This is a genomic window from Streptomyces sp. NPDC087787, assembly GCF_044743035.1.
GTDB lineage: Bacteria > Actinomycetota > Actinomycetes > Streptomycetales > Streptomycetaceae > Streptomyces.
Genome location: NZ_JBIUVQ010000014.1, coordinates 91,085 through 113,069 on the forward strand (window position 1 = coordinate 91,085; position 21,985 = coordinate 113,069).

Below are 21,985 nucleotides of genomic sequence, written 5' to 3' on the forward strand. Positions count from 1 at the left end.
GGGAAACTCCACGCCGATCGCAGAGTGGGCGAACAACCCGATCGCATCCCGACTCCGCGAGGAGAAGCCCATGACCCCGTCAGCAGCCCTCGATCCCGTTCTCGCCGTGGTGTTCGTCGCCGTCACCGCCGCCGCGGGCCTGTTGCGCGCCTGGATAGCCCACCGGACCGCCGTGCGGGCCGAGTTGGAGCACACCCGGCGCGTGGAGATCGCCGTGGACGGATCGGTGCCCGCGCACAGGGCGGCGGTGGTGCGCGCCTGCGCCGAACTGGAGGCGGCCTCGCGAGCCACCCGGCCGCCCGCGGGGCGCGGGGCCTCGCGACGGGTGCGCAGTCCCTGACCTATCAGATCCTGCTCTCCGTCGCCGTGTCCGAGGACAGGCGTTGGGCTACGTAGATCGGGATGACGGAGAGGAGGACCAGGACGGCTGCCACGACGTTGACCACGGGGGCCTGCTGGGGCCTGGTCATGTTGTTGAAGATCCAGACGGGCAGGGTCTCGACGCCGGGTCCCGCGGTGAAGGTGGTGACCACGATCTCGTCGAAGGACAGGGCGAAGGCGAGCAGGCCGCCGGCGAACAGCGCGGAGCGGACCAGCGGGAAGGTGACGTCGACGAAGGCTCGGAAGGTGTTCGCGCCGAGGTCCATCGCCGCCTCCTCGTACGAGCCGGAGGTGCGGCGCAGCCGGGCCACGACGTTGTTGAAGACCACGACGATGCAGAACGTTGCGTGCCCGACGACCACGGTGAACAGGCCGAGGCCGACGCCGAGCGGCCGGAGCACCGTGGAGAAGGCGGAGTTCAGGGCGATGCCGGTGACGATGCCGGGCAGCGCGATCGGCAGCACGACCACGAAGGACAGGGTGTCGCGGCCGAAGAAGCGGTGCCTGGCCACCGCGAAGGCGATGAGCGTGCCGAGGACCAGGGCGATCGCGGTGGCGCCCAGGCCAGCTTTCACCGAGACCCAGACGGCGCCGCGTGCCCCGGAGTTGTCCCAGGCCACCGACCACCAGTGCAGGGTCAGGCCGGGCGGCGGCCAGCCGGCGCTGCGGTCGGGGTTGAGGGAGTTGACGAGGACCAGCAGGAGCGGGACGTAGATCACCGCGAAGCCGAAGGCGGCGGCGACGCGCAGCGCGACGCGCGCGCCACGGGAGAGCTGCATGACGTGGTACACCCCCTGGGAAGGCTGCCGAGGCTGGTCAGAGGCTGCTGAGGGCGCCCGTGCGCCGCATCGCCAGCAGGTAGAGCACGATGACGACGACGGGCACCGTGCCGAGCGCGGCGGCCATGGGCAGGTTGAGTTCGATGTTGGAGTAGACGAGGTTGCCGATCAGCTGGGTCTTGCCGCCGACGATCTGCACGGTGATGTAGTCGCCGAGGCTGAGCGAGAAGGTGAAGACGGACCCGGCGGCGACCGCGGGCAGCACCATGGGCAGCACCACCGACCGGAAGGTGCGCCAGGGACGCGCCCCGAGGTCGGCGGACGCGTCGAGCAGGTTGGCCGGCAACTGCTCGAGGGCGGTGTGGATCGGCAGGATCATGTACGGCAGCCAGAGGTAGGTCAGGGTGATGAGGGCGGCCGGCAGGCCGAATCCGGGGCCGCTCAGCCCGAACGGCCTCAGCATCCAGTCGGCGAGCCCGCCCTGGGACAGGATGAGCCGCCAGGCGTACACCTTGACCAGGTAACTCGCCCACAGAGGTGTGAGGATGGCGACGACGAGCAGGGGCCGCCACCGGGGCCGGGCGACGCGCGCGGTGCAGAAGGCGAGCGGGAAGGCGATCAGCGCGCACAGGGCGGTGACCGCGAGGGCCACGCCGACGCTGCGCAGGATCACCTGGTGGAAGACGGAAGTCGTCAGCAGCGCACGGAAGTTGTCCAGCGACCAGACCTTGACGACCTCGGAGGTGAAGGAGTTCGTCGTCCAGAAGGCGGAGAGGAACAGCACGGTCAGCGAGCCGAGGTACAGCACGGCCAGCCACAGCAGCGGGGCGGTCAGCAGCAGGGAGAGGCGCAGCCGGGGGCGGCGGTGCAGCATCCCGGCCAGTCGCCGGACGCCGGCCCCTGAGCCCTGTCGTCCGGCGGCCTGGGCGGTGACGGTCATGGTTCAGCCCTTGATCTCGGTCCAGGCCTGCACCCACTTGGCGTACGGGACGCATGTGACGTCCGTACGGCCGTCCAGGCACTGCGGGATCGGGGTGTTCCAGAAGGCGACCCGCTTCCAGTAGCCGGTGTCGGCGGCGTGGTAGGTGGCGCAGAAGTCCTTGTCGCCGGTCTGCTCGCAGGCCCTGGCGTTGGCGGGGGCCTCGCCGAAGTACTCGGCCACCTGGGCGTTGACCTTCGGGGAGACGATCCAGTCCAGCCACTTGTAGGCGCAGTTGGGGTGCTTGGACTTGGCGGAGATCATCCAGGTGTCGGACCAGCCGGTCGCGCCCTCCTTGGGCACGAACGCCTTGACCTTGGCGCCCTCGGAGGCGGCGAGGTTCACGATGACCTGCCAGGTGGTGCCGACCAGGGAGTCCCCGCTCTTGAACGCGGAGATCTCCTGCAGGTAGTCGCCCCAGTACTCGCCGACGTCGGCGTTCTGCTTCTTCAGCAGGGCGACGGCGGCGTCGAACTGCTTCTGGTCGAGCGCGTACGGGTCCTTGATCTTCAACTCGGGCCTGGTGGCCTTGAGATACAGGGCGGCGTCGGCGATGTAGATGGGCGAGTCGTAGGCCGTGACGTGGCCCTTGTACCGCGCCGCGTCGTCGAAGACGGCCGACCAGGAGTCGGGGGCGGGCCGTACCTTCTCGGTGTTGTACATGAGCAGGTTGGCGCCGCGGCCGTGCGGGATGCCGTAGGCCTTGCCCTTGACGGAGTTCCAGGCCTGCAGCTTCAGGTCGTCGAAGACGTCCTTGTAGTTCGGTACGAGGTCGGTGTTGACCGGGGCGGCGTCGCCGGAGGCGATCAGGCGCAGGGAGGCGTCGCCGGAGGCGGAGACGGTGTCGTACTCCCCCGTCTTCATGAGTTTGACCATCTCGTCGGAGCTCGCCGCGACCTTGGAGTGGACCTGGCAGCCGGTCTGCTTCTCGAAGTCGCTGACCCAGTCGGCCTTCGGGTCGTTGGAGCCGTCCTCGACGTAGCCGGCCCAGGCGATGACGTTGACCCGGCCCTCGGTCCTGCCGAGTTCGGCCTGCGCCTTGAGGTCGGGAGGGTTGAGGCCGGTGGCGGAGGTGCCGCTCCCCGAGCCGGTGGAGCCGCAGGCGGTGGCGGCGAGCAGCAGCGTGAGGGCGGCCGCCGTCTGGAGGGTTCGGGTCAGGCGCACGACGTACTCCATGGGTCGGGGGGCGGTGGTGCTTGCTCAGCGGGCGTCGGGGACCTGGACGGCGTGGCGGCGGTGCCATGCCAGCCGTACCCGGGTGCCGCGGTAGGCGGCGACGTCCTCGGCGGAGGTCTCCAGGTTCTGCTGGAGCGCGGTGAGGCGGCCGCCGGTGTCGAGGTCGACCAGGAAGCGGGTGGAGTCGCCCAGGTAGACGACCTCGGCGACGGTACCGGTGACGGTCGCCTGCCCGGGTTCGTCGGCGTCGGCGGACTCCTTCAGGACGCGGATCTTCTCGGGCCGGACGCTGTGGATTCCGGAGACGCCGAGGATCCGCTGGGCCGACTCGCCCTCCAGCAGGTTGGAGGTGCCGACGAAGGAGGCGACGAACGGGGTCGCCGGGCGTTCGTAGATCTCGGCGGGGGTGCCGACCTGTTCGATGCGGCCCTGGTGGAAGACGGCGATGCGGTCGCTCATCGTCAGGGCCTCCTCCTGGTCGTGGGTGACGAACACGAAGGTGATGCCGACCTCGCGCTGGAGCGCCTTGAGTTCGACCTGCATCTGCTCGCGCAGCTTGAGGTCGAGGGCACCGAGCGGTTCGTCGAGCAGCAGGACGCGGGGGCGGCCGACCAGGGCGCGGGCGAGGGCGACGCGCTGGCGCTGGCCGCCGGAGAGTTCGGCCGGGCGCCGTCCGCCGTAGCCGTCCAGACGCACCTCGGCGAGGGCCTCGCGGGCGCGGACGAGGCGTTCGGCCTTGGGTACTTTGCGGATCTTCAGGGCGTAGGCGACGTTCTGTTCGACGGTCATGTGGGGGAAGAGGGCGTAGTCCTGGAAGACGGTGTGGACGTCCCGCTCGAAGGGGGCGAGGCCGGTGACCTCCTGCCCGGCGAGCTCCACGCGGCCCGCGTCGGGTGCCTCGAAGCCGGCGATCAGGCGCAGGACGGTGGTCTTGCCCGAGCCGGAGGGGCCGAGCATCGAGAAGAACTCCCCGTCCCGGATCTCCAGGTCGACCCCGGCCACGGCGGCCGTCTCCCCGAACGTCCGGCGCAGGCCCTGCAGCCGGACGGCAACTCCTTCCATGTGGAACCCTTCTGACGCTTCCGAACGTTGAGCGGAAACCTATGAAGTCATAGTTCAAAGCTCAAGACCGCCTCTGGGTAAAACTTGGGTCAACTGGCAAGGTGGTGGCCGTGAAGCAGGGACACGTCGAGAACGGGGCCGGCGGCCCGCGCGGGACGGTGGACGCGGGTGAGGCCGGTGCCCGCAGAGTCGTCTTCGCGCCGGTGGAGAGCCGGGCGCGGGTGGACGCGGTGGTGCGCAGGATCGGCGACGCCATCGAACTCGGGCTGCTCGCGGAGGGGGAACAGCTGCCCGGTGAGAGCGAACTGGCCGGGCAGCTCGGCGTGTCCACGGTGACCCTGCGGGAGGCGCTGATGGCGCTGCGGCAGCAGGGCCTGGTCGTCACCCGGCGCGGGCGCGGCGGCGGCAGCTTCGTCTCCCTGCCCGAACTCCCGGGCGTGGAACGGCTGAGGACCCGGCTGCGCGGCTGGAGCACGGAGGAACTGCGCGACCTCAGCGACCACTGGGCCGCGCTGTCGGGGGCGGCGGCCGCACTCGCGGCCGATCGCACCGAACCCGGCGATCTCGGCGGACTGCTGTGCACCGTCGAGGAGTTGGCGAGGGCCGGGGACGCGGCGGCCCGCAGCCGGGTCTACGGCCGGTTCCATGTGGAGCTGGCGGCGGCCGCGCAGTCCGCCCGGCTCACCCGGGAGCAGATCGCGCTCCAGACGGAGGTCGGCGCGCTGCTCTGCCTGGTGCTCGGCGACGACGAATATCGTGAAGAAGTCGCAGATCGTCTTCGCGCCGTCGTCTCCGCCGTGCAGGATGGGGCCCGTGATCCGGCCCGTACGCTCGCCGAGCGATGCGTCCAGGAGTCGGCGGCGCGACTCATCGCCGCGCGGCTGGGCCTCTGACGACACGGCGCGCGGCCCCGTCCGCTGGAGGACGCCATGAGCACGAGCCGCGCAGGTGCCGGGACGGCGACCGCGACGCGCGAGGTGTGCGCCGGGGAGCGCGTCGCCGCGCGGGTGGGCCGCACACTGGAGGCGGTCTTCGACGCGGTCGCCGGGATCCGCGCCGAGACGGCGGATCTGCTGGCGCGGGTGGCCGCCGAGGGCCGCGCGCCGGTGAGCGCCGACCTCGCCGCGCTGCGGCCGGGACTGCATCTGCGGCTGAGCCGCGAGGAGCTGGTGTCGGGGGCCGGTTTCGTCGCCGCGCCGGGGCTGCTGGCCGACGTGCCGGCCTGGCTGGAGTGGTGGCAGTGCACCGCGCGGGGGGACGTACGGCCGCTGCTGCTCGACCTGGATCCGCGGCAGTCGGCTTACTCGGACTACACCCACTGGGACTGGTTCGCCCTGCCCCGTGACACCGGGCTGCGGGCCGTGGCCGGGCCCTACGTGGACTACTTGTGCTCCGAGGAGTACAGCCTGACCCTGTCCGCGCCGGTCCAGGTGGCGGGCCGGTTCGCCGGGGTGGCCGCGGCGGACGTGTATCTACGGCACTTCGAGGCGGCCGTACTGCCCCTGCTGCGCGAACTGCCCGCCCCCGCCCATCTGGTGAACGCCCGCGGCCGCGTGGCGGCCTCCGCCGACCCGGCCCATCTGGCCGGCTCCCTGACCAGGGGCCCCGACTTCTGCGCGGCGCTGGACCGGGGCCGCCCCGTGACCCATGCCGGAAAGCGGCTGATTCCGTGCCGGGGCGTACCGCTGATCCTGGTGGTCACGGCCTCGTGACCACCAGGGGCCGGGGTGGCCCGGCGCCGTCGGCGACCTGAACGCCGACGGTGCCGGGTCAGCCCTCCGGGGCCGTGACCACGCTCAGGTGGCCGGCCGGGCGGCGGGCCCGTCCCGGTCCGCGCCGGGCGGGCGCGGGACGGCGGGCCTCGCGAAGTACCAGGGTGAGGCGGGTGTAGCCGAGTTCCTGGAGGGTCGCCGGGGTCTCCTCGATGATGCGGCACTCGGTGGCGCCCCAGCGGGGGTCGGGGTGCAGCAGGGGACGCACCGCGCCGTCCGAGACGACCGCCGTCTCGCCGACCGCGCGGATCCAGTGCGGCAGCCCCTGCCGGTAGGCGGCCTCCATGATGGGGTCCTCGGCGATGTCCGCGAGGATGGACTGGAGTCCGTGGTCGTGGCCGCTGCGCTCCACCGTTGCGGCGAAGTGCGCCAGCATCGGCAGGCACCAGCGCGACTCGTGCTCACCGAGGACCGTGCCCGCGTCCGGGTGGAACAGGACGAACCGGAGGAAGTTGTCGTCCGGCATGGCCGTCGGATGCGGGCCGACGCCGCGGAAGAGTGACGTGAAAGCACTGTTGGTCAGGACCACGTCCCACGCCTGGTCGACGACGAGGGACGGGAAGGGGACGGCCTCCAGGAACGTGGTGTAGTCCCGCAGGTAGGCCTGCGCCTGGGAACGAACGGGGACGGCCCGCGGCGCCGGCCGCGGCCCTCCTGCCTGATGTGCCATCGGGAGGTCACCCCTCTTGCCTCTGCGGCCTTCACGCGGCACCTTGATCCTGCTTCTCATCCATGAGCGTGTCAACTATCGTGGCATTCCACGCCGCTTGACGGCTGAAATTGGCCACGATTGTGGCGAGACCTGGATGCGAGTTCGAACGACCGGTTACCCTCCGGGAAGTTCACGGCACCCCGCCTTTGTGAGAAGCCTGTGAGAGACGTAGGAGATCTGTCGGTGACGGATGGCATCGAGGATCCGGGCGCCACGGCCTCGGCCGCGCTGCCGGCCGTCGTCGCACGCGTCACCGCGCTGGCCGACCGGCTCGGCGTGCCCCAGGCGGAGGTCTTCGACGTCGGCCGCCTCTCCGCGGCCTCCGGTGTGCCGGAACCCGTGGTCAGGACCCTGCTCAGCGGCCGGTCCGCGGGCGAGCCGGACGTGCAGGCCCGCTTCCTGCAGCGGCTCGACCTGCTGCGCCGCACCCGCCTGAAGCCCAACGGACGCCGCTACACCCAGCAGGAGATCGCCGACGGCGCGGGCATGTCCCGGCAGCAGGCGGGCGCCCTCATCAACGGCGACCGGCGCCCCACGATGGAGCACTGCGACGCCATCCAGCGCTTCTTCCGGGTGCACGCGGGCTTCCTCACCGCCGAGGACCCCGAGGCCCTCGCCGGGACCCTCCAGCACACCGGGCAGGAACTCCTCCAGCGCCTCGCCGACCGCGAGCGGGAGGCGGACACGGCTGCCGACGACCCGCTGGAGCGGCTGCTCCAGGACCACGGCGTGCGCGGGATCGCCTGGCGGGCCGCGCAACTGCCCACCGACCAGCACCGCGACAAGGTCGCCGAGTGGCTGGACATGCTTCTGGAGAGCGTCAAGCGCCCCGAGTCGTGACGCGGGAAGGGCACGTGCGGCCCTGCAGGGACATGCGGGGTTGCCGGCCGGCTGCACACCGTGCTGTCCGCAGCGGAGGAGGCGGCGGTGGAGGGCTCCGTTCTGCTGCCGTCCGGCAAGTGCCGTACGTGATCGACGGCTTCGTCCCCGCCCGGATCGTGGCATCCCTCGGCCGTCCGGGGCGAGCCGAGTGGGCGTACCGGCGCGCAGCGCGAGGTCGTTGTCAGTGGCGGGCGGCAAGCTGGAGGACGCGCCACCGCCGTGCGGAGGCGCCGTGCGCCGTCCGGGCGACCGGGCGGGTGACCGTGTCACGCCGAAACCGGGGAGAGCCGTCCATGCCCACCGCCGTACTGACCGACCACGAACGCACCGCCGTCCAGGCCTATCTCAGGCTCCTGTACACGGTGCGCGCCGCCTTCGACGACGGCCCGCCGGGCGGCGACCGCCCGGCGGTGGTCCCGCCCTCCGTGCTCGCCGAGGCGGAACAGGCGCTGAGCCGGGCGGGCCTGACGGGCCACGAGGAGGAGTTCTTCCGGCTCCTGCACAGCTGGTGCCCCGGACCGTGACCCCGTGACCCTCAGGCGCGCGGGACCGCCACCGCGGTGACCACCAGGCCCTGGGCGACGGTCCAGCGCCCCTCGAAGTGGCCGAGGCGCCGTCCGTCGACCACGGGCCCCGGGACGAGGAGCCGGGCGCGGAAGCCGCCGCGCGGGGCCGGGCCCGCGGCGGTGCTCACCTCGATGTCCGCCTCCTCGAAGTCCAGCCACTTGCCGGTGAGCGGGAACCAGGCCTTGTAGACGGACTCCTTGGCGCTGAAGAGCATCCGGTCCCAGTGCACCCCGGGGTGCTGCGCGTCCAGCTGCGCCAGACGCCGCTGCTCGGCGGGCAGGGCGATGGTGGACAGCACGCCGTCGGGGAGCGGGGCGTGGGGTTCGGCGTCGATGCCGAGGGAGGCCAGGTCGGTGGCACGGACCAGGGCGGCGGCGCGGTAGCCGTCGCAGTGGGTCATGCTGCCGGTCAGCCCGTCCGGCCAGCGCGGGGCGCCCCGCTCGCCGGGCAGTACGGGCTGCGGCGGCACGCCGAGCTTCTCCATGGCCTGGCGGGCACAGGCGCGCACACCGGCGAACTCGCGCCGGCGTTTGGCGACCGCCTGTGCCACCACCGCCTGCTCCTCGGGGTGCAACGGGGCCAGATCGGTCCCGTCGTCGCCGTACGCCTCCACGGACACCACCGAGTCCGGCAGCAGGTCCTCGATCACCGGGTTCCGACCTCCAGGGGAAGTATGCGGCGCGGTCTGCCCGGGGGTACCGAGCGCGTCCGCCATTCTCGGGGGTACCCGACCGACACCTCCTCGAAGCGGACGCCCTCGTGATGGGTGGTCCGCGGAATGTGGAGGTGGCCGTAGACCATGGCGGCCACGCGGAACCTTCGGTGCCAGTCGGCGGTGCGCCGGGTTCCGCACCACATGGCGAACTCCGGGTACCGCAGGACGTCCGTCGGGTGCCGGTGGAGCGGGTAGTGGTTGACGAGCACGGTCGGCAGATCGCCGGGGATCCGCGCGAGCCTGCGTTCGGTCTCGGCGACCCGGGCCGCGCACCAGGCCTCGCGGCTCGGATACGGGTCCGGGTGCAGCAGGAACTCGTCGGAGCAGACCACGCCGGTGTCGTGCGCGTAGGCCAGTCCCGCGTCCTTGGTCGCGCAGCCGGCCGGCAGGAAGGAGTAGTCGTACAGCAGGAAAAGGGGTGCCACGGCCACCGGGCCGCCCGGCCCGTCCCAGACCGGGTAGGGGTCCTCGGGCGTCGTCACGCCCAGCTCGCGGCACAGCTCGACCAGGTGCTCGTAGCGGGCGACGCCGCGCAGGGTGACGGTGTCGCTCGGATGGGTCCACAGCTCGTGGTTGCCGGGTGCCCAGATCACCTTGCGGAACCGGCTCGCCAGCGTCTTCAGGGCCCAGCGGATGTCCGCGACGGTCTCCGCGACGTCGCCGGCCACGATCAGCCAGTCGTCGTCCCGCTCGGGCGCCATCCGCTCGACCAGGGCCCGGTTCTCGCTGTAGCCGATGTGCAGGTCGCTGATGGCGAGCAACCGCCCGGCCCCACCGGCCTCTTCCGTCACTTCTTGCACCCTGTCACCCACCTCATGGGCACCACAAGAACACATCCGGCGGCACGGAGACAAGCGCGTCCCGGTCCGTCGCGGACGCCGGCCCGGGGCGGATCGGGACGCGCCCGCGGGTGGCACGACCCGCTCTGCCGAGGTCGTATGATCGCCCCAACACCGCCGCCCCAACTCCCTTTCGCGCAGGGCGGCTTGGTGTCCCTCCTTCCCTCCTGGCCGGGCTCGGCCGGCTTCGCCCTGCCCGCGTCCCCCCGAAAGGCGGCCCGTATGGTCTCCCGCGTACGCGTCTGGCTCAACCGCACGTACGCGGAGAACGTCTTCTTCATGGATCAGCTGCGGAGAAACCCCAGCGACCGGGCCGTCGAGATCCATGCCACGCACGGCGACGCCGACTCGCCCGTACTGGCCGCCGCGGACACCGCCGAGCTCGAACCGGAGGGTCTTTCCCCGGCCGGCTACGTCGAGTACGCCCTCGACCAGTGTGCGCGGCGCGGCATCGACGTGTTCGTGCCGAGGCTGAACCAGGCCGCGATCGTGGCGCACCGCGCCGACTTCGCGGCGGCGGGCACCGCGCTGCTCGCGCCGACGCCGGAGGCGGTGGCCGTCTTCGCGGACAAGGCGACGGCGTACGAGGCGGCCCGGTCGATCGGCGTTCCGGTGCCGCCGTGGTGGCGGGTCCGGACGGCCTGCGAACTCATAGCGGCGGTCACGGAGTTGGAGGAGTCCGGGCATCTGGCGTGCTTCAAGCCCGCGGCCGGCGCGGGCGGCGTGGGCTTCCGTGTCATCACGCGCGCGCCTTTCTCACTGCGGCAGTTGAGCGGCTTCCCCGGCCCGCACGTCCCGCTGGACCTGGTCCTCGCGGCCCTGGAGCAGGCGGAGGGTCCGGTGGACTGGCTGGTGATGCCCCGGCTGGAGCAGCCGGAGGTGTCGGTCGACTGCCTGACCGGGCCGGACAACCGGATCCGGCTGGCCGTGGGGCGCACCAAGAACGGCCGCCGCCGCGGTTTCACGCTGCACGAGCAGTGGCTGGAGCCCGCCCGGCGGATCGCGGAGGGTTTCGGGCTGCACTATCTGTCCAACATCCAGTTCCGGATGTACGGCGACCGTCCGGTGCTCCTCGACGTGAACCCGCGCCCGGCGGGCGGACTGCACCAGCTCGCGCAGTGCGGGGTCAACGCCCCCTGGGCCGCCGTGCGGCTGGCGCTCGGCGAGGATCCGGGGGTGGTGGCGCCGCCGTTCCTCGGACAGGACTACACGGTGGTGTCGGGACCGCGTCCGCTGCGGCCGGAGGCGATGGTCCGGCCGCGGACCGGGATGCCCGCACAGGCCGTGGCGGCCCCCACGGGCGCTCCGGCATAGCGGCCCGCACCGGGGCTCCGGCATGGCGGCCCGCACCGGGGCTCCGGGACAACCGTCCGCACTGGAGGCCCCGGCACAGGTCCCGTCCCGGACCGGTAGGGACCAATCACGGCGTCATGTCTTGACACCCGGATTGGTCCATACCAACTTGGTTGCGCACCTCCCGCACGGCCCGCCGTGCGCCTCACTGCACCTCTGCACCTCCCGAACGCCCCCATATCTTCAGGGAGATAGCGTGCGCGACACACTGAGACGTCCCGGACGTCGGCTCCTCGCCCTGCTCGGCTCCGCGGCCCTGGCGCTCGCCGGAGCCATCGCGCTGCCCGGCACGGCACACGCGGCCAACATCCTGAACAACCCCGGCTTCGAGTCGGGCGGCCTCTCCCCCTGGACCTGCACCGGCAACCTCGGTTCAGTCGTCTCCTCCCCCGTGCACGGCGGCTCCAAGGCCCTCGCCGGCGCGGTGACGTCGAGCGACAACGCCCAGTGCAGCCAGACCGTCCCGGTCCAGCCGAACACGACGTACAAGCTCAGCGGCTGGGTGCGCGGCTCCTACGTCTACCTCGGCGTCGACGGCGGGGCCTCGACCTGGACCTCGTCCCCGTCGGCGTACAGCCAGCTGTCGGTCTCCTTCACCACCGGCGCCGGCCAGACCAGCGCGACCGTCTACGTCCACGGCTGGTACGCGCAAGGCACCTACTACGCCGACGACATCAGCCTGGACGGTCCTGGCGGCGGCGGTGGCGGCGACACCCAGGCGCCGACCGCGCCGACGGGTCTGACCTCCACCGGCAAGACGTCCTCCAGCGTGTCGCTCAAGTGGAACGCCGCCACGGACAACGTGGGCGTGACGGCGTACGACGTCTACAGCGGTGCCGGCCAGGTGCTGAGCGTCTCCGGGACGACCGCCACGGTGAACGGCCTGTCGCCCAGCACCTCCTACACCTTCACGGTCAAGGCGCGCGACGCCGCCGGGAACGTCTCGGGGGCCTCGAACGCCGTCACGGTCACCACGGACGCCGGCAGCGGCGGCGGCAACAGCGGCTTCAAGCAGGCGGCGCCGTATCTGTACGAGGGCTGGGGCAGCCCGCCCAGCCCCACCTCGGTGATGAGCGCGACCGGCATCAAGTGGTTCACGATGGCGTTCGTGCTCGACTCGGGCGGCTGCACCCCGTCCTGGGACAGCCAGCGGCCGCTGACCGGCGGCGTCGACCAGACCGCCATCAACCAGATCCGCTCGGCGGGCGGTGACATCGTCCCCTCGTTCGGCGGCTGGAGCGGCAGCAAGCTCGGCGCCAACTGCTCCTCCGCGAGCGCGCTCGCCGGGGCGATCCAGAAGGTGATCAGCGCCTACGGCCTGAAGGCGATCGACATGGACATCGAGAACTCGGACGAGTTCGAGAACGAGGCCGTGCAGGCCAAGATCCTCACCGCGTTGAAGACCGTCAAGGCCAACAACCCCGGTCTGAGAACGATCGTGACCTTCGGCACCTCGACGACCGGACCCACCTACTACGGCAACCGGCTCATCGAGCAGGCCAAGTCGCTGAACGCGGACATCGACGTCTTCACCATCATGCCGTTCGACTTCGGCGGCGGTGCAGACATGTACGGCAACACGGTGAACGCGGCCGAGGGCCTGAAGGCCAAGCTGAAGTCGACCTTCGGCTGGGACGACGCCACCGCCTACTCCCACATCGGCATCTCCGGCATGAACGGCCTGTCCGACCAGCAGGAGAACACGACCACGGCGATCTGGACGAATATCCGCGACTGGGCCAACAGCCACCACATCGCCCGGCTCGCCTTCTGGTCGGTCAACCGCGACCGGCCGTGCCCGGGCGGCGGCGTGGCGGAGAACTGCTCCGGCATCAGCCAGAACAACTGGCAGTTCACGTCCATCACCGCCGGCTTCAAGGGCTGAGCGCCCGCTCCTGACGCCCCGTGCGGGACTTCCTCCGGAACTTCTTCCGGAAATTTTCCGCCCGGGGTGTATCAGGGCCCCGACCAGCGACTCTCAAAGGTGGGGGCAACGGGGGACCACGGGGGAACGGGGGACGGGACGGTCGGTCGCACTACGGGGGAGCGACCGACCGGCCCGGCAAGCCGGGGTCTCAGGCCCGGCTGAGAACGACCTCCAGTCGCCCCGTCCGCCATACGCACAGCAGCCACGCGGCCGGGAGCTGCAGCGTGAACAGCGAGTAGACCGCCATCATGGACGCCGTGTCCGCCGGGGCATCCTCGCCGCCGGCCCAGGCCGACAGCCCCGAACAAACCAGCAGCATCGCCAGGTAGACGAGCCCGTCGACCAGGACCGCGCGCAGGCGCGGCAGCGCGGACAGCAGACCCCTGGTCAGCGTCAGGGACGCGGTGGCGGCCACGACGAAGACCGCGTTCCACGGGTCCGTCGCCCACAGGGAGACCCATCCCCCGAGGCCGCCGCCGGAAGCGGCCGTCCAGGCCAGGTCCACGGCCGCCCCGGTCAGCCAGGACAGAACCACAACGATGAGCGCGTAGGACGCGGCGCTTCGCCATGTGACAGTCACGTCATTCCCCCTTGGTCACGGGCCGCCGCGCGGCGGCCCGCCTCATCGCAGATACGCCAGGCCCGGGTGGACGGCGAGGTAGCCGTCGACGAGGCGGCGGGCCACGTCAACGGAGTCGATCAGCGGGTGCAGCGCGAAGGCCTTCACGGCCGTCGCGCGCGAGCCCGACCCGGCCGCGGCGAGCACCTCGCGCTCGACCGCCTTGACCGCGCAGACCAGCCCGGTCGCGTGCCCGGGCAGCGGATCCACCGAGACCGGGTGCGCGCCGTTCGCGTCGACCAGGCAGGGCACCTCGACGACGGCCTCGGCGTCCAGCACCGAAAGGGTGCCCCGGTTGCGGACGTTGAGGATCAGCGTGGTGCGCTCGTCGCGTGCGATGGCCCGCATCAGGGCGAGGGCGACCTTCTCGTAGCCGCCGGAGAGGTCGTCGGCCTCCCGCTCCCCCGCCCCCGCCGCCTCGCGGTTCTCCGCCATGTAGGTGGCCTCGCGCTCGGCGCGGGTGCGGTTCCAGGCCGGGAGGGCGGCGGCCTTCGGGTCCCGCAACTCCTCGTAGAACCCGGCCTGCTGGTCGCGCAGGAAGGCTCCGCGGGTCTTCCCGGGCTCGTGGTGAGCCTGTACGGCCTCGCGGTTGAAGTAGTAGTAGTGCAGGTACTCGTTGGGGATCGCGCCCAGCGACCGTAGCCAGTCGGCGCCGAAGAGCCTGCCCTCCTCGAAGGAGCCGAGCAGTTCGGGGTCGGCGAGCAGGCGCGGGAGTTGGTCGCGGCCGGCCACGCGCAGTCCGCGCAGCCAGCCGAGGTGGTTGAGGCCGGCGTAGTCGATCCACGCCCGTCCCGGGTCCGCGCCGAGCACGCGGGCGACGCGCCGGCCGAGGCCGACGGGCGAGTCGCAGATGCCGATCACCCGGTCGCCGAGATGCCGTGACATGGCCTCGGTGACCAGTCCGGCCGGGTTGGTGAAGTTGATGACCCAGGCGTCGGGCGCCAGCCGGGCCACCCGACGGGCGATCTCGACGGCCACGGGCACGGTGCGCAGTCCGTAGGCGATGCCGCCCGCGCCCACCGTCTCCTGGCCGAGCACGCCCTCAGCGAGCGCCACCCGTTCGTCCTCCGCGCGCCCCTCCAGGCCGCCGACCCGGATGGCGGAGAACACGAAGTCGGCGCCGCGCAGGGCCTCGTCCAGGTCGGTGGTGGCCCGCACCACGGGCGCGTCGGGCACTCCTGCGGCCTGTTCGGTCAGCACCCTGCCGACCGCGGACAGCCGCCCGGCGTCCAGGTCGTGCAGGACGACCTCGGTGACCCGGCCCTCGGCGCGGTCGGCGAGCAGTGCCCCGTACACCAGCGGCACACGGAATCCGCCGCCGCCCAGAATCGTCAGCCTCACGCCTGCACCCTACGTCCGGCCCCGCCCCCGGAGGCGGCGAGGCGGGGCGGGAACACGTCGGACCTCCCTTCTGTTGGGGTGAAGCCTTGAACTCCCGTTCCACGCAAGGACTTTCTTCGTTTTAACTCTTGACGGTGGCGGAGCCCGAGGGCACATTGGCCGCGCACACATCAATGAGAGCGCTCTCAGACTCTCCCCGCAACGCGCTCTCAAGACCTCCCCGTACGTGTTCGAGCACCGCATCGAGCACCCCCACTCCGTACCCGAGAGGCACCCCCCATGAGTGAACCCCCCGTCACGCCCGCCGCCACACTCCGCAGACGTTCCGTGCGGCGCGCGCTCGTCGCCGCCCTCGGCACGCTCGGCCTGGCGGCGGCCGCCGCCACCGTCGGCACCCTGCCCGCGAACGCCTCCGCCCCCACACCCCCGTCGGGCTGGACCCAGGTCTTCCTCGACGAGTTCGACGGCCCGGCCGGCACCGGCGTCAACACCGCCAACTGGCAGTACGACACCGGCACGTCCTACCCGGGCGGCGCCGCCAACTGGGGTACCGGCGAGATCGAGACGATGACGTCCAGCACCAGCAACGTCTCCCTCGACGGCAACGGCAACCTGCTCATCACTCCGCGCCGGGACGCCGCCGGCAACTGGACCTCGGGCCGCATCGAGACCAAGCGCACCGACTTCCAGCCCCCGGCCGGCGGCAAGCTGCGCGTGCAGGCCCGCGTCCAGATGCCCAACGTCACCGGCGCCGCCGCCAAGGGGTACTGGCCCGCCTTCTGGATGCTGGGCGCGCCCTTCCGCGGCAACTACTGGAACTGGCCCGGCGTCGGCGAGCTGGACATCATGGAGAACGTCCAGGGCCTCAACACCAACTGGGCGACCATGCACTGCGGCACCAACCCGGACGGGCCGTGCAAGGAGACGACGGGCCTCGGCGGTTCGACCTCGTGCACGGGCAGCACCTGCCAGGCCGGCTTCCACACGTACGCCATGGAGTGGGACAGGTCGACCAGCCCCGAGCAGATCCGCTTCTACGTCGACGGCGTCAACTTCCACACCGTGCGGTCCAGCGACGTGGACGCGGCGACCTGGACCAACGCCACCAACCACGGGTACTTCGTCATCCTGAACGTGGCGATGGGCGGCGGCTTCCCCGGCGCGTTCGGCGGCGGCCCGGACGGCGGCACCGAACCCGGCCACCCGATGACCGTGGACTATGTGCAGGTGCTCCAGTCCTCCGACGGTGGGAGCGGTACCACACCTCCGCCGTCCGGCAACCGGGACGCCTACAGCCCCATCCAGGCCGAGTCCTACGACAGCCAGAGCGGTGTCATCACCGAGACGACCACCGACACGGGCGGCGGCCAGAACATCGGCGCCGTCTCGAACGGCGACTGGGCCCTCTACAAGGGCGTGAACTTCGGCTCCAACGCGGCCCGGCAGTTCTACGCGCGGGTCGCCAGCGGCGCCGCGCCCGGGGTCAGCGGACTGGTCGAGGTACGCCTGGACAACCGCGGCAACGCGCCCGTCGGCAGCTTCGCGCTGGCCAACACCGGAGGCTGGCAGTCCTGGAGGACGGTCCCGGCGAACATCAGCCCGGTGACCGGCACCCACGACGTGTACCTCACCTTCAGCAGCGGCCAGCCGGCGGACTTCGTGAACGTCAACTGGTTCGACTTCGGTCACTGACCGGCACGGATCCGTCCACCGGGGCTCCACGCGCACGCGTGGGGCCCCGGTGACGCTCTGTGAGGTTGTGACTGGGCACGTTGGTCACCGTGCGTACCGGTTGGCCACTCCGGTGCTTCAGAGGGGTTCGGCGGCAGTGGTAAACAAGCTGGGCAGGTGGAGACGTCGGTCCCGCCCTGAAGCGATCAGTTGTGGCACTGGGCAGACGTCCTTCTCACATCCCGGCGAGGGCGGCTCGCAGTTCGTCGGTCACCGTGTGCAGGCAGCTGCCGAAACCCGCACGCCCTTCGGCCTCGATCCAGCGTCTGAAGGCGTTCTGGAAGGCCACCGTGGCGAGCTGCGCGACCAGTTCGGCCGTCTCGGCGTTCACCTGACGCTGCTTCAGGGCGTCGCGGATCGCAGCGGTGATCGCAGCGGTCTTGGTCCGTTCGCGCTCCTGCAACTCGGGGCTGGCGTCGATCACCGCCCGGCGCTCCGCCGCGCCGTCCACGTGCTCGACGAGCTCGGCACCGACTCGCGCCAGCGCGTCGAGGACGGCGGCGAGCGGAGCCGCGTTCGGGTCCGCCGCCAGGACCGCCTCCGCCAGCGTCGGGGGCAGGCGCTCCGAGCCGGCGAAGAGGACCTCGCGCTTGTCGGGGAAGTAGCGGAAGTAGGAGCGCCGGGTGAGTCCGGCCCGCTCGGCGATATGGGTCACCGTCACGTTGTCGTAGCCGCGCTCCAGGTACAGCTCGACAGCCGCCCGCTTCAGGCGCTCCTCGGCACCCGGATCCCACCTCGCCATAAGTTGACCCTAACAGGCGATGTCTCACTGTGTCGTCAGTGCTAGCCTGCACTCATGACACACTGTGTCATCACTGGGGACGCCCGTCCCCGGCGCGGCCCGGAGCAGGCAGGGTGACGTCGCATGACCGAGACCAGCGGGACCGGCGGGACGGCAGGCGAGAGCCGGACGAACGACGAGGTATGGATAGTCGGGGCGACCGGCCGTGTGGGCCGGGGCGTGACCGCGCGACTGGCCGCGCGGGGGTTGACGGTCGTGCCGGTCGGGCGCAGCCGGGAGCGGATGGTCGCCGTCGGGGCCGAAGCCGGTCTGCCCGGGGACGCGAAGGTCGTCGTCGCCGACTCGGCTGAGCGGATCGCGGACGAGATCGTCCGGGAGCGCCCGCGGGTGGTGGTGAACACGATGGGTGCCTTCGCCGCCACGGCACCGGTGATCGCCCGTGCCTGCATGCCCGGCGGCCACTACGTCGACCAGGCCAACGACGTGGTCGCCGTGGACCGGCTGCTCGCCCTGCACGACGAAGCGGTGCGGGCCGGCAGCACCCTGGTCACCGGCGCCGGATTCGGCGTGCTGGCGACGGAGGCGGTGGTGGCGAAGCTGTGCGAAGGCCGGCCCACGCCGCACCGGGTGCGGGTCGACGCCGCGGCCTCGGTGGCCGTCGAGGCGGGCCCGCTCGGTGCCGCCTTGGCGGCCAGCATCGTGGACGTGCTCACCGCCGGCGGACGGCGGTACGAGAACGGGCGGCTGATGACGTCGCGCCTCGGCGCGGACCCGCAGCAACTCACCTTTCCGGACAGGGAGTCGGCGAAGTCGGCAGGTGTCGCGTCCGGCGAGCTCGTCGCGGCGCATGCGGTGAGCGGAGCACCGTTCGTCACCGCCACTTCCGCTCTCGTGCCGACCGCTCCGCTGATACGTGCCCTGCTCCCGCCGCTCGGCCGCCTGTTGTCCGTTCCGGCGCTGCGACGCCTCGCCGTCGGCCGGCTCGGCCGGGTCCCGGTGAAGGCCGCACCCCGTCCGCGCAAGCACTCCTGGGGGCACGCCGTCGTCGAGTGGGCGGACTGCACCCGGCGCGAGGGATGGCTCCGCGCCGGCGACGGCATGGACTTCACGGCCGACGTCACCGCCACCGTCACCGAACTGCTGGCCCGTGGCGTCGGCAGCCCCGGCGCCTGGACACCGGCAGCCGCCCTCGGAACTGACCTGGCGACGACCGCAGGCGGCACCTTCATACTGGACTGAGGAGCGCCGATGCCCGCCGTCCGGCGGCTGCCGGGGCCTCGGCGGGTGCCCGCGACAACCGCCGGCGCGCACAGGATCGCCGTGCTCAAGGCCCAGGCCCCGACGCCCGCACCGCCTGATGATCACCCAGAGCGACGAACTGTTGCTGTCAACAGCTCACTGTGACCGAAGCGGTCCTGACCGCCACACCCCGCGGTGCCGGTCGGCCGCGGGCGCGGGCGGATCCGCGGATCGAGGTGAGGGATCCCCCGTACGCGGACACCCTGTATTACGAGGACACCCCGCAGACGGACGAACCGGTCGCGCCCGGCACGGTGATCACCAGCCGCAGGGCGACCCGCCGGAGGCGGTGGCCAGGCCCTTCGATCGCAAGGGAGTTGACGTGGAATGAGCAGGAAGCCCACCGAGGCTGCGGCGCATGCCTCCCGGGCGGCGGACTCCAGCCCACCGGCCGCCCGCGGCCGGGCACCGACCGCGGCCGCGAAGCCCACGCCCCCGAGCGCCGGCCCCACGGACAGCGAGGCACCGGCGGCCACGCGGGCCCGGGCGCCGGGGCCGGGGGCGGCGGACCCCACGGGGACCGCGGCCCGCACTGCCGCCACCACTGAGACCGCAGCCCCCGCTGCCGCGGCCTCCACCGGGACCGCGGCCTCCGGCACCGAGAAGGACCAGGCGCCCGGCGTACGGGTGCCGGTGGGGGCCGCGGCCGATTGGGTGAATCCGCTGCGTGACACCAGGGACCGGCGGCTGCCGCGGATCGCGGGGCCGTCCGGGCTGGTGATCTTCGGCGTCACCGGGGACCTGTCCCGCAAGAAGCTGATGCCCGCCGTCTACGATCTGGCCAACCGCGGACTGCTGCCCCCGGGCTTCTCCCTGGTCGGCTTCTCGCGGCGGGACTGGGAGGACCAGGACTTCGCCGAGGTGGTGCACGACGCCGTCAAGGAGCACGCGCGCACGCCGTTCCGCGAGGAGGTCTGGCAGCAGCTCTCCGAGGGCATGCGGTTCGTCCCCGGCAACTTCGACGACGACACGGCGTTCAAGCACCTGCGCGCGGCGGTGGAGGACCTGGACTCCTCCCGCGGCACGGGCGGCAACTTCGCCTTCTATCTCTCCGTACCGCCGAGGTTCTTCCCCAAGGTCGTCCAGCAGCTGAAGAAGCACGGGCTGGCGGAGGGCCCGAAGGGCTCCTGGCGGCGGGCGGTCATCGAAAAGCCGTTCGGTCACGATCTCGCCAGCGCCCGGGAGCTCAACCGGATCGTGCACGAGGTGTTCGACCCGGAACAGGTCTTCCGCATCGACCACTACCTGGGCAAGGAGACCGTCCAGAACATCCTGGCCCTGCGCTTCGCCAACCAGATGTACGAGCCGGTCTGGAACCGGTCCTACGTCGACCATGTGCAGATCACCATGGCCGAGGACATAGGCATCGGCGGCCGCGCCGGCTACTACGACGGCATCGGCGCCGCACGCGACGTCATCCAGAACCACCTGCTGCAACTCATGGCGCTCACCGCGATGGAGGAACCCATCGCCTTCGACGCCGAGGCGCTGCTCACCGAGAAACTGAAGGTGCTGAAATCGGTGCGGCTGCCCGAGGACCTGGGCCACCACACCGTGCGCGCCCAGTACACGAAGGGCTGGCAGGGCGGCGGGCAGGTCGTCGGCTACCTCCAGGAGGACGGCATCGACCCGCGGTCGAAGACCGACACGTACGCGGCGCTGCGCCTGGAGATCGCCAACCGCCGCTGGGCCGGTGTCCCGTTCTACCTGCGCGCCGGAAAGCGCCTGGGCCGCCGGGTGACCGAGATCGCGGTGGTCTTCCAGCGGGCCCCGCACTCCCCCTTCGACTCCACCGCCACCGAGGAGCTGGGCGAGAACGCGATCGTGATCCGCGTCCAGCCGGACGAGGGCATGACGGTCAGGTTCGGTTCGAAGGTGCCGGGCACCTCCATGGAGATCCGGGACGTGACGATGGACTTCGCCTACGGCGAGTCCTTCACGGAGTCCAGCCCGGAGGCGTACGAACGCCTCATCCTGGACGTACTGCTCGGCGACGCCAACCTGTTCCCGAGGCACCAGGAGGTCGAGGAGTCGTGGAAGATCCTCGACCCGGTGGAGGCGTACTGGGACGACCACGGCAGGCCGGCGCAGTACGCGGCGGGCACATGGGGTCCGCCGCAAGCCGACGAGATGCTCGCACGAGACGGACGGAGCTGGCGCAGGCCATGAAGATCGACCTTACCGACACCACCGCGGGAGAGATCAACAACGCGCTGGTGCGGGGCCGCCGTGCCATCGGCACACCCGCCGTGGGCATGGTCCTGACGATGGTCATCGTCACGGACGAGGAGAACGCCTACGACTCGCTGAAAGCCGCCGAGGAGGCCTCGCGCGAGCACCCCTCGCGCACCCTGCTCGTCGTCAGGCGGCACGCCCGCACCCTGCGCGACCGCACGCACTCCCGGCTGGACGCCGAGGTACGGGTGGGCTCCGAGGCGGGTACGGGCGAGACGGCCGTACTGCGCACCTACGGCGAGGTGTCCGAGCACGCCGACTCGGTGGTGCTGCCGCTGCTGCTGCCGGACGCGCCGGTCGTCGTCTGGTGGCCGGTGGACGCGCCCGAGAACCCGGCGCAGGATCCGCTGGGCAGGCTGGCGCAGCGCAGGATCACCGACCTGTACGCCGTGGAGCGCCCGCTGGAGATCCTCCAGGCACGCGTGCGCACCTACGCTCCCGGCGACACCGACCTGGCCTGGACCCGGCTCACCCTCTGGCGCTCGATGCTGGCCGCGGCGCTGGACCAGGCCCGGGTGCCGGTGGTCTCGGCGGCCGTGGAGGCCGAGGCGGACAACCCGAGCGCGGAGCTGCTGGCCCGCTGGCTGGAGGCCCGGCTGGGTGTGCGGACGGACCGTGTGGTCTCCGGCGGCCCGTTCGTCACAGCCGTACGGCTGGGCACCGACAACGGGGAGATCGTCCTCGACCGGCCCGAGGGCCCGCTGGCCACGCTGTCCCTGCCGGGCCAGCCGCCGCGCACCCTCGCGCTGAAGGTCCGCCCTCTGTCCGAGCTCATCGCCGAGGAGCTGCGCCGCCTCGACGCCGACGAGATGTACGCCGTCGCGCTGCGCGGCGAGGGCGCCAAGGAGACCGTCTGAATGTCCGACATCCAGGA

Annotated in this window: 21 protein-coding genes; 11 read left to right on the forward strand and 10 right to left on the reverse strand. The window is 71.8% G+C overall.

The window, feature by feature from the left end:
- Positions 1-70 precede the first annotated feature (70 nt).
- On the forward strand, positions 71-340 hold the full coding sequence (locus ACIOWN_RS22530; RefSeq protein WP_362351279.1) for a hypothetical protein: 270 nt from the start codon (positions 71-73) through the stop codon (positions 338-340).
- Positions 341-344: 4 nt separating this feature from the next.
- Here ACIOWN_RS22530 and ACIOWN_RS22535 read toward each other — a convergent pair whose 3' ends face one another.
- The 4 genes from ACIOWN_RS22535 to ACIOWN_RS22550 are packed head-to-tail and all read right to left on the reverse strand — an operon-like array spanning position 345 to position 4,377.
- Positions 345-1,160, reverse strand: coding sequence for an ABC transporter permease (locus tag ACIOWN_RS22535; protein ID WP_362351276.1), 816 nt, complete (start codon positions 1,158-1,160; stop codon positions 345-347).
- A gap of 37 nt (positions 1,161-1,197) precedes the next feature.
- Positions 1,198-2,100, reverse strand: coding sequence for an ABC transporter permease (locus tag ACIOWN_RS22540; protein ID WP_401983186.1), 903 nt, complete (start codon positions 2,098-2,100; stop codon positions 1,198-1,200).
- A 3-nt stretch (positions 2,101-2,103) separates the two neighbouring features.
- Positions 2,104-3,303, reverse strand: coding sequence for an ABC transporter substrate-binding protein (locus ACIOWN_RS22545; protein WP_401983187.1), 1,200 nt, complete (start codon positions 3,301-3,303; stop codon positions 2,104-2,106).
- A 36-nt stretch (positions 3,304-3,339) separates the two neighbouring features.
- Positions 3,340-4,377: an ABC transporter ATP-binding protein gene (locus ACIOWN_RS22550; protein WP_362351268.1), complete on the reverse strand. Its 1,038-nt coding sequence runs from the start codon at positions 4,375-4,377 to the stop codon at positions 3,340-3,342.
- A gap of 158 nt (positions 4,378-4,535) precedes the next feature.
- On the opposite strand from ACIOWN_RS22550, the gene ACIOWN_RS22555 reads away from it, so the two are divergent.
- A complete protein-coding gene (locus ACIOWN_RS22555) occupies positions 4,536-5,270 on the forward strand; it encodes a GntR family transcriptional regulator (protein ID WP_362351507.1) in 735 nt (244 codons plus the stop codon).
- 36 nt (positions 5,271-5,306) lie between these two features.
- Positions 5,307-6,089: a cache domain-containing protein gene (locus ACIOWN_RS22560; RefSeq protein ID WP_362351265.1), complete on the forward strand. Its 783-nt coding sequence runs from the start codon at positions 5,307-5,309 to the stop codon at positions 6,087-6,089.
- Between the two features lie 58 nt (positions 6,090-6,147).
- Here the strand turns inward: ACIOWN_RS22560 and ACIOWN_RS22565 are convergent, their stop codons facing one another.
- The gene (locus tag ACIOWN_RS22565; protein ID WP_362351263.1) at positions 6,148-6,819 is read right to left on the reverse strand and encodes a hypothetical protein; all 672 of its coding nucleotides are present in this window, start codon (positions 6,817-6,819) and stop codon (positions 6,148-6,150) included.
- Between the two features lie 225 nt (positions 6,820-7,044).
- Here ACIOWN_RS22565 and ACIOWN_RS22570 point away from each other — a divergent pair, with 225 nt between their 5' ends.
- Together ACIOWN_RS22570 and ACIOWN_RS22575 are read left to right on the forward strand one after the other, a co-directional pair.
- Entirely contained in the window at positions 7,045-7,701 is a 657-nt protein-coding gene (locus tag ACIOWN_RS22570; protein WP_362351260.1) for a helix-turn-helix transcriptional regulator, read from the forward strand.
- 335 nt (positions 7,702-8,036) lie between these two features.
- Positions 8,037-8,267, forward strand: a complete 231-nt coding sequence (locus tag ACIOWN_RS22575; protein ID WP_362351257.1) for a hypothetical protein — start codon at positions 8,037-8,039, stop codon at positions 8,265-8,267.
- An 11-nt stretch (positions 8,268-8,278) separates the two neighbouring features.
- Here ACIOWN_RS22575 and ACIOWN_RS22580 read toward each other — a convergent pair whose 3' ends face one another.
- Complete coding sequence (locus ACIOWN_RS22580; RefSeq protein WP_362351254.1) at positions 8,279-8,959, reverse strand: 4'-phosphopantetheinyl transferase superfamily protein; 681 nt, start codon at positions 8,957-8,959, stop codon at positions 8,279-8,281.
- On the reverse strand, positions 8,956-9,816 hold the full coding sequence (locus ACIOWN_RS22585; RefSeq protein WP_362351504.1) for a metallophosphoesterase: 861 nt from the start codon (positions 9,814-9,816) through the stop codon (positions 8,956-8,958). The genes ACIOWN_RS22580 and ACIOWN_RS22585 overlap by 4 nt, the downstream gene beginning before the upstream one ends.
- A gap of 270 nt (positions 9,817-10,086) precedes the next feature.
- Between ACIOWN_RS22585 and ACIOWN_RS22590 the strand changes: the two genes are divergently transcribed.
- Both ACIOWN_RS22590 and ACIOWN_RS22595 read left to right on the forward strand, forming a co-directional pair.
- Complete coding sequence (locus ACIOWN_RS22590; RefSeq protein WP_362351251.1) at positions 10,087-11,178, forward strand: ATP-grasp domain-containing protein; 1,092 nt, start codon at positions 10,087-10,089, stop codon at positions 11,176-11,178.
- A gap of 235 nt (positions 11,179-11,413) precedes the next feature.
- Positions 11,414-13,102, forward strand: coding sequence for a carbohydrate binding domain-containing protein (locus tag ACIOWN_RS22595; protein ID WP_362351248.1), 1,689 nt, complete (start codon positions 11,414-11,416; stop codon positions 13,100-13,102).
- Between the two features lie 190 nt (positions 13,103-13,292).
- On the opposite strand, the gene ACIOWN_RS22600 is transcribed toward ACIOWN_RS22595, so the two are convergent.
- Together ACIOWN_RS22600 and ACIOWN_RS22605 are read right to left on the reverse strand one after the other, a co-directional pair.
- The gene (locus ACIOWN_RS22600) at positions 13,293-13,724 is read right to left on the reverse strand and encodes a hypothetical protein (protein WP_362351245.1); all 432 of its coding nucleotides are present in this window, start codon (positions 13,722-13,724) and stop codon (positions 13,293-13,295) included.
- Between the two features lie 42 nt (positions 13,725-13,766).
- On the reverse strand, positions 13,767-15,104 hold the full coding sequence (locus ACIOWN_RS22605) for a 6-phospho-beta-glucosidase (protein ID WP_362351242.1): 1,338 nt from the start codon (positions 15,102-15,104) through the stop codon (positions 13,767-13,769).
- A gap of 279 nt (positions 15,105-15,383) precedes the next feature.
- On the opposite strand from ACIOWN_RS22605, the gene ACIOWN_RS22610 reads away from it, so the two are divergent.
- Positions 15,384-16,796, forward strand: a complete 1,413-nt coding sequence (locus ACIOWN_RS22610; RefSeq protein ID WP_401983188.1) for a glycoside hydrolase family 16 protein — start codon at positions 15,384-15,386, stop codon at positions 16,794-16,796.
- 214 nt (positions 16,797-17,010) lie between these two features.
- Here the strand turns inward: ACIOWN_RS22610 and ACIOWN_RS22615 are convergent, their stop codons facing one another.
- Complete coding sequence (locus ACIOWN_RS22615; RefSeq protein WP_362351236.1) at positions 17,011-17,577, reverse strand: helix-turn-helix domain-containing protein; 567 nt, start codon at positions 17,575-17,577, stop codon at positions 17,011-17,013.
- A 123-nt stretch (positions 17,578-17,700) separates the two neighbouring features.
- Here ACIOWN_RS22615 and ACIOWN_RS22620 point away from each other — a divergent pair, with 123 nt between their 5' ends.
- From ACIOWN_RS22620 to opcA, 3 genes are all read left to right on the forward strand, one after another.
- Complete coding sequence (locus ACIOWN_RS22620; RefSeq protein ID WP_401983189.1) at positions 17,701-18,816, forward strand: saccharopine dehydrogenase NADP-binding domain-containing protein; 1,116 nt, start codon at positions 17,701-17,703, stop codon at positions 18,814-18,816.
- A gap of 387 nt (positions 18,817-19,203) precedes the next feature.
- On the forward strand, positions 19,204-21,045 hold the full coding sequence (zwf, locus tag ACIOWN_RS22625; RefSeq protein WP_362351230.1) for a glucose-6-phosphate dehydrogenase: 1,842 nt from the start codon (positions 19,204-19,206) through the stop codon (positions 21,043-21,045).
- Positions 21,042-21,968 (forward strand): glucose-6-phosphate dehydrogenase assembly protein OpcA, encoded by a 927-nt coding sequence (gene opcA / locus ACIOWN_RS22630; protein WP_362351227.1) that lies wholly within the window; start codon positions 21,042-21,044, stop codon positions 21,966-21,968. Before zwf ends, opcA begins: the two co-directional genes overlap by 4 nt.
- The last annotated feature ends 17 nt before the right edge of the window (positions 21,969-21,985 follow it).